Below are 17087 nucleotides of genomic sequence, written 5' to 3' on the forward strand. Positions count from 1 at the left end.
AATATAAATCCTAAAAATATCGGTTTCAAAATGACATTAACATACGTTTAGTTATAGTTAATTTAACTATATTTGAAGTGATGAAAAGTAAAACTCTCCAAATTACTCTTATTTATACCATCATCTCGATAATTATGGCGGTCCTATGTCATAAATTACTCATAACCTACTTTTCCTCATCAGAATATCTATATCTATCCTTAGTAAAAGACGTTATATTTATTCTAATTACAGTATTGGTTTTTAGCTTTATCCTTTCAAAAAACGAAAAAAGAAACATAACCATTTTTGAAAAGTTAAACAAAACCAACGAAGAAATAAAAGAATCTAATGAGAAATATGACATTGTAGCAAAAGCGACAAGCGATACTATTTGGGATTGGAAAATTCAAGAGGACAGTATTAATTGGAATAAAGGAATTGAAGGTGTTTTTGGTTATGACCCAAAAGAAGTAGGAAAAACTTCTAAATGGTGGTTTGACAAAATTCACCCAGAAGACAGTATCCGAATGTCAATAAAACTATATTCTTTTATAGAGCAAAAAACTGAAAAATGGCAAGATCAATACCGTTTTAGATGCGCAGACGGATCCTACAAATATGTTTTGGATCGAGGTTTTTTATTAAAAGATGAAAACGGAAGAGCCATCAGAATGATTGGAGCCATTCAAGATATTACAAAACAAAAGGAAGAAGAACAGCGATTAAAACTTTTAGAAACCGTAATTACACAATCTAAAGATTCTATTTTAATTACCGAAGCCAATTCTTCTGAAAGAAAAATACCAAAAATAGTATATGTAAATCCAGCATTTTCTCAAATGTCGGGTTATCAGTCAAACGAAATCATCGGAAAATCGCCGAACATTTTTAAAGGACCAAAATCGGATTCTGATGAATTAAAAAAACTTCTGAGAGCCATAAAAAATGAAGAGGAATGTTTAATCGAAACCATTACATACACTAAAAGCAAAGAAGAATATTGGGTACGCTTTTCTATGATTCCTATTTTTAATAACGAAGGCGTTATCTCGCACTGGATTTCGATACAAAGAGATATTACAGATGAGAAAAAACTAGAAACAGAAAAAGAACATCTTATTCGAGAATTAACACAAAACAATAAAGACTTAAAACAGTTTTCTTACATCACATCGCACAACCTTAGAGCTCCACTTTCTAACTTAATCGGACTATTAAATTTAATAGAAGATATTCCGATCGAAAATGAAGAGCTAGAAGAAATATTAGCCGGATTTACAAAATCGACTCATTTACTAAACGAAACCATCAATGATTTAGTAAAGGTTATTATTATAAAAGACAATCCTTCGATGCAAAAAGAGGAAGTGTCTCTAAAAGAAGTTTTTGAAAATGTATTCAGCCAGCTTTCATTTCAGATTGAATTACACAAACCTATAATTAAGCTTAAATTTGATAAAGTCCCTGAACTCATTACCAATAAAGCCTATATAGAAAGCATTCTATTAAATCTGCTTACTAATTCTATAAAATACAAATCGGAAAATAGAAAATTAAAAATATCAATAACAGCAGAACAAATAGAACAAAAAACAATCTTAACCTTTAAAGACAACGGAATCGGAATTGACTTAGAAAGAAATCGCGACAAAGTATTTGGACTCTATCAAAGATTCCACAATTATCCCGACAGCAAAGGATTAGGATTATACCTTGTAAAATCGCAGGTGGAAACCATGGGAGGAACAATCTCTATCGAAAGCGAAGTCAATAAAGGAACCACATTTACAATAACATTTAAAAATTAATTATTATGCTTGAGCAGATTTTATGCATCGATGATGACCCTATCACACTGATGCTATGCAAAAAGGTAATTTCAAAATCCTCATTTTCACACGAAATTATTACAGCTCAAAATGGCGAAGAAGCTCTTCATCACTTCAATACCTTAAAATACACCAACGATCAAGCTAAGAAAAGACCAGAATTAATTTTTTTAGATTTAAACATGCCAATTATGGGAGGATGGGAATTTCTGGATCATTTCACTTCTTCAGATTACAAAGAATTTAATACCGTTCCAGTAATCGTATTGTCTTCCACTATTGACCCCGAAGATCTTGCTAAAGCAAAAAAATATCCCATTATAATAGATTTCCTTTCCAAACCTATTACACAGCCAATGCTGGAATATCTTAAAAAGAAGATCGATTTAGAGTGAAAATTAAAATCCCAATATCTTAAATTCCAAATACCAAAGCCTTCGGTACAAAATCAAATTAAGGTTTATAAAACTCCAATATTTTAAATTTTAAATTCCAATTATTCATAAAGATTGGAATTTGGAATTTATTTTTTATTGGAATTTCATTTACACGCAATTTAAAACAAAAAAAAGTCCTCTGAGAAGAGGACTTTTATATATCTTACAAATTGTATTTAATTACAATTTAGCAACGTGTTTCGTTAATTTAGACTTCAAGTTAGAAGCTTTATTATCGTGAATGATGTTCTTTTTAGCTAATTTATCAATCATAGAGATTACAGTTGATAATTTTGCAGTAGCATCAGCTTTATCAGTAGCTAATCTTAACGCTTTAATAGCATTACGAGTAGTTTTATGCTGGTATCTGTTAAGAACTCTTCTTTTTTCGTTACTTCTGATTCTTTTTAATGCTGACTTATGATTTGCCATTTTCTTTTAATTTTAGATGTAATAATTATTATAAATACTAGTTAAAAAAGAAAAACCTCCCACAACTGTAAAACAATCACTTTGGTTTTAACTAATAAAACAAAAACCGAGACACCAATTTTTGTTTTACAAAACTTATTTACAACTAATTTGTAGTCCGTAGGGGAATCGAACCCCTGTTACCAGGATGAAAACCTGGCGTCCTAACCCCTAGACGAACGGACCAATATTCTCCTAAGTTGGAAACTTTTCAATATGTAATATAACTTGTAGTCCGTGGGGGAATCGAACCCCCCTTACCAGGATGAAAACCTGGCGTCCTAACCGATAGACGAACGGACCGCGCTTCTGTATTGCGGATGCAAAGATACATCTATTTTTTATTTGCGCAATACCTAATGCAAAAAAAACTATATTTTTTTAATATGCCTTAGCAAAAAGCACTCTTTTAGCCGAAGGTTTCCCAGTAAACACACAGCTTCCCGCCTCTTCTACAGCATCCAAAGGAATGCAACGAATCGTCGCTTTTGTCAATTCTTTTATCTTCTCTTCTGTCTCAGCAGTTCCATCCCAATGAGCGGATAAAAAGCCTCCTTTTCCTTCTAAAACTTCCTTAAATTCCTCAAAATTATTTACTTCCGTAATATGAGTATTACGGTAATCTAATGCTTTTGTAAATAAGTCCGTTTGAATCTGTTCTAAAAGATCATTTACGTGTTCCACGATTTTTTCGTTAGAAACAACTTCTTTTGTCAAATTATCACGTCTTGCCACCTCAAAAGTTCCGTTCTCTAAATCTTTTGGACCAACCGCAATTCTAACAGGCACTCCTTTAAGTTCCCATTCTGCAAATTTAAATCCTGGCTTTTGCGTTGTTCTATCGTCAAATTTGACAGTGATTTTCAATTTTCTCAATTTAGCTGTTAAATCCTTAACTGCCTCTGTAATTTGAGCCAATTGTTCATCTGTCTTATATATAGGAACAATTACTACTTGAATTGGAGCCAAATTAGGAGGCAATACCAATCCTTGATCGTCAGAATGCGTCATAATTAACGCCCCCATTAAACGAGTAGACACTCCCCAAGAAGTTCCCCAAACATGCTCTTGCTTTCCTTCAGCATTAGCAAACTTAACATCAAATGCTTTTGCAAAGTTCTGCCCTAAGAAGTGAGATGTTCCTGCTTGTAATGCTTTCCCGTCTTGCATTAATGCTTCAATACAGTACGTTTCATCTGCTCCAGCAAAACGCTCTGTTTCAGTTTTAAAACCTTTTACAACCGGAATTGCCATGAAGCTTTCTGCAAAATCAGCATAAACATTCATCATTTTCTCCGATTCCTCAATTGCTTCATCTTTTGTAGCGTGAGCTGTATGCCCTTCCTGCCATAAAAACTCAGCAGTTCTTAGAAATAAACGCGTACGCATTTCCCATCGAACCACATTAGCCCATTGATTAATTAACAAAGGTAAATCTCTATAAGATTGCACCCATCCTTTATATGTAGACCAAATAATAGCTTCACTTGTAGGTCGAACAATAAGCTCTTCCTCTAATTTTGCATTTGGATCAACCATTAGTTTTCCAGGTCTATCCTCATCATTTTTCAACCTATAATGCGTTACAACAGCGCATTCTTTCGCAAATCCCTCAGCATTTTTCTCCTCTGCCTCAAACATGCTTTTCGGTACAAACAAAGGAAAATATGCATTTTGATGTCCAGTTTCCTTGAACATACGATCCAACTCAGCTTGCATTTTTTCCCAAATAGCATATCCGTATGGTTTTATTACCATACATCCTCTAACTCCTGAATTTTCAGCTAGATCTGCTTTTACAACCAGTTCGTTATACCATTTCGAATAATCTTCTGATCTTGTAGTAAGGTTCTTACTCATATTATATTTTTTGGCACAAATTTTGTTTTATACAATTTTAACTAAATAGTTTGACAAAACTAACTAATTTTGTAATGTGCAACAATAAAAAACACCACAGATATGAAAACTTACCTTTCACTCCGCCAAAACTCTAATCATTTTTACTTAATCGGATTACTGAGTTTACTGCTTGCATCATGTGGTTCTTACCAAAATTCATCTTATTACGATAATGATGGAGTATATGGTGGTACATCAGTTAAATACGTACAAACAGGTACAAACAACCAATACAAAGAATATTTCAGATCGTTACAAGATGACAATCAGCCGACTGAGATATTTACAGACGTTGACAATTACACTAATTATTCAGACAGCACCCAAACTGCCTCTGTAGGTTATCCTGCATGGGGAAGCAGCAGTTCTGAAGTTTCTGTAAATGTCTACTCTAATCCATCATGGTCATTCGGATTTGGATGGGGCTACCCTTACTACGGCTACGGTTATGGATATGGATGGGGTTACCCTTATTACGGATGGGGCTACCCTGGCTGGGGATATCCAGGATGGGGCTACCCAAGTTGGGGATATCCATACTACGGCTACAACTACTCTTATAACTATGGAAGAAGAGGCTCTGCAGGCTATTATGGCGATAGAAACTATGCTTATAACAGAAATTACAGCACCAATAGAGGCTATATCACTAACAGAAACTACACTACAAATAGAGGAAACTACACAACAAATAGAAATTATACCACAAACAGATCAAACGGATACACTGACTTTAGACGTTCTAATATGAACGGAAGAACAAGCAGTCCTACGTTTACAAACAGAAGATCTTACGACAACAGCTCAAACTACAACAATAGCAATTACAGCAACAGAAGATCTTATAACAATAGCGGAAATACCACAACAAATAGAACTTACGCACCTAGCAACAACAGTGGCTCATCAAGAACCTATGCTCCTAGCAATAGTGGATCATCAAGAAGCTACGCTCCTAGCAATAGCGGTGGAGGATCTAGATCATACAGCGGCGGTGGCGGCGGTGGCGGAATGAGATCTGGCGGCGGCGGTGGAGGCAGAAGATAATTCTTCCTCAACCCTCTCAATTTCTAACTTAAACTTATCAAAATGAAAAAAATATTTTTCCTATTTATAACAGGACTAACTGTCAGCGCGTCATATTCACAAGAAGTTTCAGATGCTTTACGTTATTCTCAAGAGAACCTTACCGGAACTGCACGCTATAGAGCCATGAGCGGTGCCTTTGGAGCAGTTGGAGGAGACATTTCTTCTTTAAGTGTTAACCCAGCTGGATCTGCAATTTTTAATAGCAATCAAGTTGGAGTAACATTTAGCAATCAGAATATTAAAAACAATTCTAATTACAATGGAACTCAAACATCAGATAAAGAGAATTCTTTTGTCTTAAATCAAGCGGGAGGTGTTTTTGTATTTAAAAACAACAATCCAAATGTTGGATGGAATAAGATTGCGATTGGCGCAACTTATGAAAATACTAATAATTTCAACAATCAAGTTTTTTCTGCAGGAACGAATCCAACTAATTCAATAGATGGCTATTTTTTAAACTATGCAAACGGACTTGAATTGGGCAATGTCACTAAAATCCCATTCAGAAACCTTACATATTCTGAACAACAAGCTTTTTTTGGTCTTGAAGGATATGTAATCAACCCTGTTACAGGCAATGACAACAATACACAATACTACACAAATGTGCCTGCTGGAGGAAATTATCACCAAGAAAATGATGTTTACACTAGAGGATATAATAGCAAAATAGGCTTTAATATTGCAACTTCATACAAAGACAGACTCTATTTTGGAGCCAATTTAAATGCTCACATAACCGACTACAGAAGATCTTCAAGCTTTTACGAATACAATAACAACCCTTTAGAAACATACGAAACAATATCTAATGTGCGTTTCAACAACGAACTTTACACATATGGAAATGGTTTTTCTTTCCAGCTTGGAGCAATTGGAAAAGTAACAGACAATTTCAGACTGGGGATAGCTTACGAATCAAATACATGGTACGAACTTTATGATGAACTTTCACAAAGTTTATATTCTACTACTGAAACTAGCTCAGGCGAAACTTTCAGCAACCCAGTAAACCCAAACATAGTTAACGTATACGAATCGTATACTTTACAAACACCAGACAAATGGACTTTTAGCGCTGCTTATGTTTTCGGAAAATCTGGTTTATTAAGCGTTGATTACGGCATAAGAAATTATGGCAACAGCAAATTTAAACCTACAAATGATCCGGGATTTAGAGGAATCAATAATGATATCAGCAATACTTTAACGAGCACAGGCGAACTTCGAATTGGTGCTGAGTACAAAATAAAACAATTGAGCTTAAGAGGTGGATACCGTTATGAAGGAAGCCCTTATAAAAACGGAATTACAGTTGGTGAATTAAACAGCTATTCTGCTGGTTTAGGTTATAATTTTGGATCTACAAAGCTTGATTTAGCTTATTCTTATTTAGAAAGAGATTCAAATCAAGGTTTCTTTACAAGAGGATTCACAGATGGAGCTAACATTACATCAAAATTGAACAATGTTACCATGACTTTATTATTTGAATTGTAATTAAAAATCAAAATAGATGATTGAAAATTTCCATCAGGTTTTTACTTGGTGGATTTTTTTTTGCCGTTTGAAAGACCTTTCTTTTTAGTTTAATTTAAAATGAACAGTCAAGAAGTCAGGACTACTTCATAAAAAACAGCTAAAACAAACTGGAAACTAGTGTTGTTTGAATAAAAAAAGTGTAATTTTGCACTCCAATTTATAAAAGTATGAGAACCAAGTCTTTAAAAAAGAACAAAATTAACGTAATCACTCTTGGGTGTTCAAAAAATGTTTATGACAGTGAAGTCCTTATGGGACAGCTGCGTGCAAATGGAAAAGAAGTTGAACATGAAGCTCCTGCAGAAAAAGAAGGAAACATTATTGTAATCAATACTTGCGGATTTATTGATAATGCAAAAGCAGAATCGGTAAATATGATTTTGGAATATGCAGACAAAAAAGATAGAGGACTTGTAGACAAAGTTTTCGTAACAGGATGTTTATCTGAGCGTTATAGACCAGATTTAGAAAAAGAAATTCCGAACGTTGACCAGTATTTTGGAACAACAGAATTACCTCAATTGCTAAAAGCTTTAGGTGCAGATTATAAACATGAATTACTTGGAGAGCGTTTAACTACAACTCCGAAAAATTATGCTTATTTAAAAATTGCTGAAGGATGCGATAGACCTTGTAGTTTTTGCGCAATTCCTTTAATGAGAGGTTCTCATGTTTCTCAACCAATTGAAAAATTAGTCAAAGAAGCTCAAGGTCTTGCTAAAAATGGAGTTAAAGAATTAATATTAATTGCTCAAGATTTAACTTACTACGGACTTGATCTTTATAAAAAAAGAAATTTAGCAGAACTATTAGAAGCTCTAGCAGCTGTTGAAGGAATCGAATGGATTCGTTTACATTATGCTTACCCTACTGGTTTCCCTATGGACGTTTTAGAATTAATGAAACGTGAGCCAAAAATCTGTAACTATATAGATATCCCATTGCAACACATTTCAGATTCTATTCTAAAATCGATGCGCCGTGGTACAACTCAAGCTAAAACTACTCAGTTATTAAAAGATTTTCGTGCAGCAGTTCCTGGAATGGCAATTAGAACTACATTAATTGTCGGTTACCCTGGTGAGACTCAAGAAGATTTTGAAATTTTGAAAGATTTCGTTCAGGAAATGAAATTTGACAGAATGGGATGTTTTGCTTATTCTCACGAAGAAAATACTCATGCTTATTTATTGGAAGACAATGTTCCAGATGATGTAAAACAAGCTAGAGCAAATGAAATTATGGAACTTCAATCTCAAATTTCTTGGGATTTGAATCAGGAGAAAGTTGGTCAAGTTTTCAGATGTATTATTGACAGAAAAGAAGGCGCTCATTTTGTGGGACGTACAGAGTTTGATAGTCCAGATGTTGACAACGAAGTTCTAATTGATGCCTCTAAACATTATGTAAAAACTGGAGAATTTGTTAATATAAAAATAATTGAAGCGACAGAATTTGATTTATACGGAGAACCTGCTTAAATTTACACATAACTATTGCTAACATTAGACAAAATACTTTTATGAAACCTACTCTCAACTTAATTATTTTCGTTTTCACTTTATTCTGTTTCAGTACTGTTTCTGCTCAATACGGAAACGGATACTACAATAATGGCTATGGCAACGGTTATGGTCGAGGTGGCGGAATGGGCATGGATAGAAGTATGATGGCTGGTCCGCAAAGTACACCAAGCAAACCTAAGGAGACTCCTCCAGAGCAAACGGCAGCATTGATTGTCGATCAGATGAAACAGCAAATTAATCTAGATGAGTTGCAGTCAATTGCAATTTCAAATGTTTTGGCTGATAGTATACGTGAGCAAGGTATTTTATTAAAAAACGAAAGCAGTAATCAAGATCAAAAAATTGAGCAGATAAAAGCTTTACGCGAAAGTACCGATAAGAAAATTAGTGCTTTTTTAAATCCAGACCAAGTTGAAAAGTATAAAACTTTTATGGATTCTTTAAAAGAAATAAAAAAGACCAAATCAAAAAAGAAAAAAGATAAAGATTCTAAAGAAGATTCAAAAGAAGTAAAAGACGCCCCAGATACGAAAATTTCAGAATAATCGTTATTAACTATAAAACAACGAATTATGACAAAAAAGCATTTTTGTTATCTGATACTAGCTATTGTAATTAGTTCTTGCTCTACAAATCCGTACAAGACTACTGAAAAAGCTTACGATCAGCAACTGAAAACTTTAGAAAACCAGATTACAAGCAAAGAATCCAAAACAATTCCTGCGGTTCCACCATTAGCAATTGACACTTCTTATGCACAACAACTGGGAATCGTAAAAGACACTTTATCTAAAACCGGCTCTACTTATTTGGTAAACGGAATAAATACAGAATGGGTTGGTACTGTAAATTTTAATTTAAGAAAACCAAGTTTTGTTATTATTCATCATACTGCACAAGATTCGCTGCAGCAGACGATTAATACTTTTACCAAAACCAAAACTCAAGTAAGTGCCCATTATATCATTTCTGAAAACGGAAAGGTGGTTCAAATGCTTAATGATTATCTAAGAGCTTGGCATGCCGGAAATTCTACTTGGGGGAAAACAACAGATTTAAACTCTTGTTCGATTGGTATTGAATTAGACAATAATGGTTTTAAACCCTTTACTGAGGCACAAATTAGCAGTTTAGTAGCTTTATTAACTAAACTAAAAAAGGATTACAACATTCCGACGCAAAACTTTTTAGGCCATGCCGATATTGCACCAGGAAGAAAACAAGATCCGAGCGCATTGTTTCCGTGGAAAATTTTAGCAGAAAAAGGATTCGGAATTTGGCCAGACGAAGTTTTAGAACCTGCTCCTTTTGATTTTAAAATTGAACCCGCACTTAGAATAATAGGTTATAATACTAAAAATTTAAGTGCCGCAATTCAAGCTTTTAAACTGCATTACATTCAAACTGATGCAACCTCAGTCTTAGACAGAAAAACAATAGACGCTATTTATTCGATTTACAAAAAACAAATCCAATAAATAAAAATTATTTTTTAAAAATATACAACGCATTTCTAGATTTTAGAAATGCGTTTTTTTATTCCATAATAATATACTCATAATACATTTAACGATTCATATTATCAAAAAAAATGTGTTGCGGCGCGTCTCTATAATCATATTAATCAATTCACTATATACTATTTGTAAAAAAGACCTTCTGTAGTGCGTTTCCATAATATAAATCATATTAATCAATTCATTGTTACGATTCAAAAAAAAGACTCACTACATTACGTCTCTACAATCATATAAATAAAACACAGCAATTTTAAACAATCATTAAGCAGCATTCATAATTTAAAACTCATCACAATGTAAAAAAGCTGCCAAAACATTAGAATGTTTCGACAGCTCCAAAAAAAAAAAAAAATATCAATCTTTATCTCTAGAAAGAGTATGTTGTTGCAATTAAACCATAGAAGCTTCCACCTGTTGGCAATGCATTTTTGTCTAAAAATATATCCTCAGAAGCCGCATCGTATCTTAACTCAGGAATTATGGTAAGTTTTCCAACTTTGTAATTTAAAGAAACTGTGTTGGCAAATACACTTGATCCTGCTAAAGTTCCTAAACTTGGAGCGGCATCTTTAGCATCAAAATATTCTATTCTGTAAGCTAAAAGCAATGCTGGATTAAAAGTATAATTAGCATATCCTACTACAGAAAACCAATCTCCATCTAAATTGCTATCAAAATCATTTGTTGTTTTTGCATAAGTTGCATTTAATCCAAGAGCGAAACTATCACTAATTGTTTTAGATGCTGTTAAATCAAACTGCGTTTTATTTTCGTCTGAAACTGGAATTGTACTTCCTGGAATTAGATTACTACTTCCTGTTGTAAAATTTAAATAAGCACTTCCTGTATCCCCAATATATCCTACTTGCCCGATGAATGTTTTTTGGTAAGAACCTGCATCCATAGCCGATTTAAAATCTGTCGGGTTGGTTAATCCTAACATCGCAGTAAATTGACCTGAAGTATATTGTGCTTTAACCCCAGTATTGAAAAATGGCCCATAAGAAAACGCATACGACATACTGTAATTTTTATTATCTACTGCATCTAACACTTCATATCCGATGTGGGTTCCGAAACTACCCGCCACTACCTTAAACTCTTCAGTTAAATTGTATGTAAAAAATAATTGTTTAATCATAAATTTTGCGCTTGCATCTTTATCTGGCGTTTCATTATATGAAAATTCTGCTGCTCTTTTTCCGAAACCTAAGTCTACAAAAACAGAAGCTTTTCCAAAAGTATGACCTGCTTCAATCGACGCCATTCCTAATTCGAATGAATTCTGTGAGTTGGTAAAGCTCGTTAATCCATTCATTTGTTTTGAAAAATCATATTTATAGTACGCATCTGCAGAACCTCCCCATGTGGTTGCTGGAGCGGTAGCGGCTGCTTCCTCTTCTTGGGCAAAGGCAAAAGAACTTGTTAACATCGCGGCTAAAATGTGAAATGCTTTTTTCATGTTTTAATTTGGTTTTTAGTTATTAATTGATTCTGGTTAGTTAATCTTTTTATATATCTATTTTAATAGTATAAGTCATTTCTAAAACCTTTCATGCGCCCTTCAAATCATCATCATTTTCATTAGCGAATTTATTAACTTTTGTATGAGTAGAATAATTCGAAACGGCTTTTTTGACGTTTTAGGCGAAGAATTACGGATTACAAAAATTAAATCTACAATAATCGTGATTTGACATTTATCGATAATTGTTTTTGAAAATTCAACAACAGATTTTAGACATAATTTTAATTTTTAAAGGGGTATTTTAAAAATAAAACAGATAAAAACTACAAAATACCACCGACAAAAACAACAAAAAACAATAGAACCCCTAAAATTTTAGGGGTTAAGTCTAAAAACAAAACAAATAAGATTTCAAAAAGACAAATAACCAAACTCAAAAACACAATTGCAATCAAGAAAATTATTCCTACAAAAACAACATCAATTAAATTACCTTCTAAATACTAATTACAACTGTATTTTTAGTAAAAAACAGAAGACCTAAAAACAAAAAAGTCTGCTCTAACACGAGCAGACTTTCTTTATTTAAACTATAAAAACAGATTATTCTTCTTTATTGTATTTCTTTAAATATTCTCGGACTTTGATTCCTGAATCCTTCAAATCTTCATCTTTCCACTTTCCTTCCGATTTTGCCGATTTTTGCAAAATAGAACACGTTTCATCTTTATCTGAAACAGACCACGTAATCCAGCTTAATTTTCGAGCTTCCATCCAATCAATATAATCTTGCCAAGCAGTATAGTTTAGAGGTCCGTCGCCAGAAGCTTCCATTCCTGCCGATTCCGAAATAAAAACTGGTAAACCACTTTTTATCGCCTTATCTGTTCTATCTCTTAATTCCTTACCGTGCGTTGCCGCGTAGAAGTGCATAGTATACATTAAATTAGTGTAACCTCCTATCGGATCTTCTGCAGGAAGATCAATATCTTGATCCCAATGCGGGCAGCCTACTAATATTATATTATTAGGATCGTTCTCCCTAATAACTTTAATAACTTCTTCTGCATAGTTTTTTACTTCCCACCAAGTCTCATAATCTGGTTCGTTGAATACTTCATAGATTATATTTGGATACTTAGCATACTTTTTTGATATCTCCGCAAAAAATTCTTTTGCTTCTTTCAAGTTTACATTATGGCTGTGCCAGTCTATAATGACATATATATCTGATTTTATAGCGCCGTTTATAACAGCCTCGATTTTCTCTTTAGAAAACTGCGGATCTTTTATATAAGAGTAATCTCCTAACTCGATTCCCATTGCGGCGCGAACTACATTACAATTAAAATCCTTTTTTAACCAACTTACTGCTTTTTCATTATAAAATCTCGGCCACATACTATGCCATCCAAAACTTAAGCCGCGTAGCACAATTGGATTATTTTCTTTATCTACAAGCTGAGTACCGAGAACACTCAATTGCCCGTGTTTTTTCACAAATTGTGCTTTTGAAAAATTTACAAATAATAAAAGAAAAAAAGCAGCATACCAAACCTTCGATTTCATATTATATAGTTTTAAGGAGTTAATTTTAAGGTAACAACATCATGAGAAGCTATTTCTGCCGTAAAAGCCTTTTTCGTATTTCCGCTTTCTTTGTTTTTCCAAAGGTCTTTTATTTTGAAGATTGTCTTGCTAAAATCGGCTTCATAACCAAAATCAGCATCTTTGATATTGTTTTTCTTCCAATCGAAATTTACTTTTTTTGAAGTTGCGGTTCTATTGACATAGCTTATCGCCCAAGCTCCATCAGCAAGCGGTTTTACCCATACTTCCACTCCATCTAAAATTGCATATTTGAAACCTTGAATTCCCAATTTATCTTGATTTACAGAAAGCAATTCTTTGTTGGTTAAAATTGCCAAAGTTTCTTTAGACATTTTACGATAATCGTTTCCTGTAAATAAAGGAGAAGAAAGCATGCACCACATTGCAAAATGCGTTTTATCTTCGGTATCGTTCATTTCATTTCCAACCTCCATCATATCAAAATCGTTCCAATGATCAGGACCTGAATATTCACGAATATCTTTTCGCATATCGGCAATTTTCATGAATCCCCAAGAAGACCAATTTTCTGGATGTTTGAATTCGCAATCAAAACAAGGATAAATATCCCCAGATATTCTCCAAAGATTTCCAATTGGTTTTCCCCACTCCCACGGCTGATTATCTCCCCATTCGCAAAGGCTAAAAACAATTGGTCTTCCAGCTGTTTTTAAGGCATTACTCATTGTGGTGTAAGCTTCTTTTGCCGTGATCCCTTCTGTATTACACCAGTCGTATTTTAAGAAATCAATTCCGAGTTTTGCATAAAACCTCGCATCTTGATATTCATAACCTCTTGTTCCAGGATAACCTGCACAAGTTTTTGTTCCTGCACAATTATACAAACCGAATTTCAGCCCTTTATTATGCACATAATCTATAAGCGCTTTCATTCCGCTTGGAAATTTTTCTGGATCGGGAACCAAATCACCGTTTGCATCACGCTCGTGCGTCATCCATCCGTCGTCTAAAACAATATAATTATAACCTGCCGCTGCCAAACCGGAAGAAACCATGATATCGGCCGTTTCTTTTACTAACTTTTCGTCAATATTAGTTGCAAACGTATTCCATGAATTCCACCCCATTGGCGGTGTCATTGCAAGACCATCAAATTTTCCGCCTTGCTGTTTATGAGTATTTCCTTGGCTGAAAGCAAAACTCGAAATACTGAGAAGAAACCCTAAAATTATTTTTTTCATTCTTTATCTTTTTTAAAAAAGATATTCCCTAATTTTTCAATTAGGGAACACCTCAAACTAACTCATAACATATTATTTTTTTATAAAAATCCGATATCGTCTATATAAAATACGCTAGACGGAGTAATTGTTCCTCCAGAAAATTCTTGAATAAACACACTGTCAAAATTTCCATCTGTTAAAAGCTCAGGATGTAAAGCCGAAATAGGAATTGAAATATTGTTCCATTGTCCTGGCACTAAAACAACAGTCGTACCTTTAGCAGAATCGCCCGTGTCGCTATTTATGGTCACCATAATTTTAGTGCTTTCTGTTGGGAATATTGACATTTTAACAAATTGATAATCTGTCGCTTTTAAAAGAAGATCTGAGTGCATGAAAAGTCCGCTCCAAGCTTCTGCAACTTTTTTGATTGCATTTGTACCTCTGCTTACTTTTTCTGTGCTTTCCCAGGTAATGTCTCCTCCCCAGCCCCAGCCCCATCCTTTCAATGAGTCTTCGTATAATAAATATTTAAGTCCGATTCCGCTTGGAGCAGACACTCCAAACTCCGTTTCTACAACAATAAGCGCATACGAATCAAAATCGGCGGGAACAGTTGCTTTTATCTCTGTTTTAGAAACCGCAGTAAATGTCGCTTCAGTAGATCCGAATTTTACACTTTTAACTTTTACAAAATTTTGTCCTGTAATTGTTATAACGTCTCCCGGAGAAGCCAAAACTTGCGATAATCCTGAAATTGCTGGAGCTGGCGGAGTTAATTCGATAACATTGCTTAAAATATTTACGAAACCATTTGTACCGTAATAATCTAATCCTGGCGCTTCTTTATCAGATCCGTTTACTTTTAAAACACCATTGGTTACGTTAATGCTTAACAAATATAAATCTGCATTTACTGCATTTGCCATTGTAGCATAATCTCCCGTTTCTAAATAATCGGCTTCAACACCTGCAAGTTTGCCCACTCTTTTTTTAACGCCTTTAACAACATGGCTTAAAACAAGCTGTTTCAAATCTTCTACAGGAACTAGAGTAATATCTGGATATCCCAATTCATTTACATAACCATTGGCTACCAAATAAGCATCGAAAGTGGCATCGTTAGGAACAAAATACGTGTAATTATCTGGTGTATTTAATGTCGATTCTAAACCCGCTAATTTTATTGCTTTTGTAAACGTAGTTAAATTAGTATTTGCCTGAATTAAACCATACGCTGTATTATAATTTTGCTGTGCTCCACCAATATCTTCAATTTCGTTATCGCAGGAAGAAGCTGCAACAACCAAAAAGACACTTAGAGCAATATGTTTTATCTTATTATATATATTTTTCATAAATTCTCTTTTAGTTTTTTAATTATGGATTCTGATTAATAGACCGAACTTTTGTCGAAATCTTTATTTGAATCCTAACAATTATTTTAACACCAAACCGATATCATCTAGATAGATCACATTTCCTCCGAAACCGCCAAATTCTTGATATCCAATTTGAGATAATTCAGTTGGGTTTCCTAGCGAACTATATGGCACCTCAACATAAGTCCAAGAAGTTCTAACATCAACGATCACGATATTTTTCTCAGCATCTCCATTAGCAAAAAACTTCACTTTTCCAGCTTTTTCACCTTTAACCCAAAATCTTACCGCTTTGAATTTATCTGTATCATGATAAGACCAGTTGTTGATACCAATAACATATCCGTCCCATTCACCCGCTTTCCATTGAACACATTTCGTTCCTTGATAAACATCTTTTGCGTAAGCCGCATCAAACTCATTAGTTCCATCCCAAAGCGATTGCCAGCCCCAAATATTAGTGAAAGCGTCATCATAAATTTCTGAACCTATTACTTGTGGAGCTACTGTTGTTCCGGAAACATTTGTTACAGATAAGTTTTTCAAGTAACTTCCTTCAGGAACTTTAACTACAATTTCTGTTAATGTAGAAGAAACTGGCTCAACTTGGATATCGCCAAAATTAACAACAGGACGCAAGAAATATTCACCTGTAATGGTAATGACATCTCCTGGGTTTGCATTAACAGGAAATCCTGTAATATTAGGACTTGGAGGTCTGATAGCCACTTTATAATTCAGAGTACCCAAATTGGTTACGATCTTCATTTCATCCATTTCATTGTAGTATGGCGTTTTTGAATCTACCATAACCACAATTGCATTATCTGTTACGAATGTTGGATTAAAATAAGATTCTAATCCGTTAAACGAAATTGATCTTAATGTCGCAAAACCAGATCCTCTAATGATATAGTAATTTCCTGCATTAATAACATCTGTAGGAACATCAACTTTTCTATCTCCTTCAACCAAAGGGTCGTCAACAACAGATCTGCTAATTCCAGTTACTTCCAATTTTCCAGATGAACCTACTGAATCATCATTGGAACAAGAAGCGAATAGGAAAATTGAAATCGAAGCTAAAAAATACAACTTCAATAACATTCTATTTTTTATATTTTTCATAGTGATTTACTTT

14 protein-coding genes and 2 tRNA genes are annotated in these 17087 nt (G+C 34.0%); 7 read left to right on the forward strand and 9 right to left on the reverse strand.

Annotation, left to right across the window (positions count from 1 at the left end; genetic code table 11):
• Positions 1-80 precede the first annotated feature (80 nt).
• Positions 81-1790 (forward strand): PAS domain-containing sensor histidine kinase, encoded by a 1710-nt coding sequence (locus BSF41_RS18645; protein WP_095931016.1) that lies wholly within the window; start codon positions 81-83, stop codon positions 1788-1790.
• A 5-nt stretch (positions 1791-1795) separates the two neighbouring features.
• Positions 1796-2206 carry a response regulator gene (locus tag BSF41_RS18650; protein ID WP_095931017.1) on the forward strand — a complete coding sequence of 137 codons (411 nt, stop codon included), beginning with the start codon at positions 1796-1798 and terminating at the stop codon, positions 2204-2206.
• 222 nt (positions 2207-2428) lie between these two features.
• Here BSF41_RS18650 and rpsT read toward each other — a convergent pair whose 3' ends face one another.
• The 4 genes from rpsT to proS all read right to left on the reverse strand — a co-directional run bounded on the left by rpsT (position 2429) and on the right by proS (position 4579).
• Entirely contained in the window at positions 2429-2680 is a 252-nt protein-coding gene (rpsT, locus tag BSF41_RS18655) for a 30S ribosomal protein S20 (RefSeq protein WP_073417115.1), read from the reverse strand.
• A gap of 153 nt (positions 2681-2833) precedes the next feature.
• Positions 2834-2905, reverse strand: a tRNA-Glu gene (locus BSF41_RS18660).
• A 45-nt stretch (positions 2906-2950) separates the two neighbouring features.
• Positions 2951-3022, reverse strand: a tRNA-Glu gene (locus tag BSF41_RS18665).
• Positions 3023-3100: 78 nt separating this feature from the next.
• Positions 3101-4579 (reverse strand): proline--tRNA ligase, encoded by a 1479-nt coding sequence (gene proS, locus BSF41_RS18670; RefSeq protein ID WP_095931018.1) that lies wholly within the window; start codon positions 4577-4579, stop codon positions 3101-3103.
• 102 nt (positions 4580-4681) lie between these two features.
• On the opposite strand from proS, the gene BSF41_RS18675 reads away from it, so the two are divergent.
• The 5 genes from BSF41_RS18675 (at position 4682) to BSF41_RS18695 (ending at position 10259) form a co-directional block, all read left to right on the forward strand.
• Positions 4682-5668: a hypothetical protein gene (locus BSF41_RS18675; RefSeq protein ID WP_095931019.1), complete on the forward strand. Its 987-nt coding sequence runs from the start codon at positions 4682-4684 to the stop codon at positions 5666-5668.
• Positions 5669-5710: 42 nt separating this feature from the next.
• Complete coding sequence (locus BSF41_RS18680; RefSeq protein ID WP_095931020.1) at positions 5711-7213, forward strand: OmpP1/FadL family transporter; 1503 nt, start codon at positions 5711-5713, stop codon at positions 7211-7213.
• A 209-nt stretch (positions 7214-7422) separates the two neighbouring features.
• On the forward strand, positions 7423-8736 hold the full coding sequence (rimO, locus tag BSF41_RS18685; protein ID WP_095931021.1) for a 30S ribosomal protein S12 methylthiotransferase RimO: 1314 nt from the start codon (positions 7423-7425) through the stop codon (positions 8734-8736).
• Positions 8737-8777: 41 nt separating this feature from the next.
• A complete protein-coding gene (locus BSF41_RS18690; RefSeq protein ID WP_095931022.1) occupies positions 8778-9326 on the forward strand; it encodes a hypothetical protein in 549 nt (182 codons plus the stop codon).
• 27 nt (positions 9327-9353) lie between these two features.
• Complete coding sequence (locus tag BSF41_RS18695; RefSeq protein WP_095931023.1) at positions 9354-10259, forward strand: N-acetylmuramoyl-L-alanine amidase; 906 nt, start codon at positions 9354-9356, stop codon at positions 10257-10259.
• A 409-nt stretch (positions 10260-10668) separates the two neighbouring features.
• Here the strand turns inward: BSF41_RS18695 and BSF41_RS18700 are convergent, their stop codons facing one another.
• The 5 genes from BSF41_RS18700 to BSF41_RS18720 form a co-directional block, all read right to left on the reverse strand.
• Entirely contained in the window at positions 10669-11763 is a 1095-nt protein-coding gene (locus BSF41_RS18700; protein ID WP_095931024.1) for an outer membrane beta-barrel protein, read from the reverse strand.
• A 609-nt stretch (positions 11764-12372) separates the two neighbouring features.
• Positions 12373-13338 (reverse strand): glycoside hydrolase family 5 protein, encoded by a 966-nt coding sequence (locus tag BSF41_RS18705; protein WP_095931025.1) that lies wholly within the window; start codon positions 13336-13338, stop codon positions 12373-12375.
• Positions 13339-13349: 11 nt separating this feature from the next.
• The gene (locus tag BSF41_RS18710) at positions 13350-14582 is read right to left on the reverse strand and encodes a glycoside hydrolase family 27 protein (protein ID WP_095931026.1); all 1233 of its coding nucleotides are present in this window, start codon (positions 14580-14582) and stop codon (positions 13350-13352) included.
• 80 nt (positions 14583-14662) lie between these two features.
• Positions 14663-15922: a fasciclin domain-containing protein gene (locus BSF41_RS18715; RefSeq protein ID WP_095931027.1), complete on the reverse strand. Its 1260-nt coding sequence runs from the start codon at positions 15920-15922 to the stop codon at positions 14663-14665.
• A gap of 81 nt (positions 15923-16003) precedes the next feature.
• A complete protein-coding gene (locus BSF41_RS18720; protein ID WP_095931028.1) occupies positions 16004-17074 on the reverse strand; it encodes an IPT/TIG domain-containing protein in 1071 nt (356 codons plus the stop codon).
• Positions 17075-17087: the final 13 nt, after the last annotated feature.

Source organism: Flavobacterium sp. ACN2, from assembly GCF_002303885.1.
Classification (GTDB): Bacteria; Bacteroidota; Bacteroidia; order Flavobacteriales; family Flavobacteriaceae; genus Flavobacterium.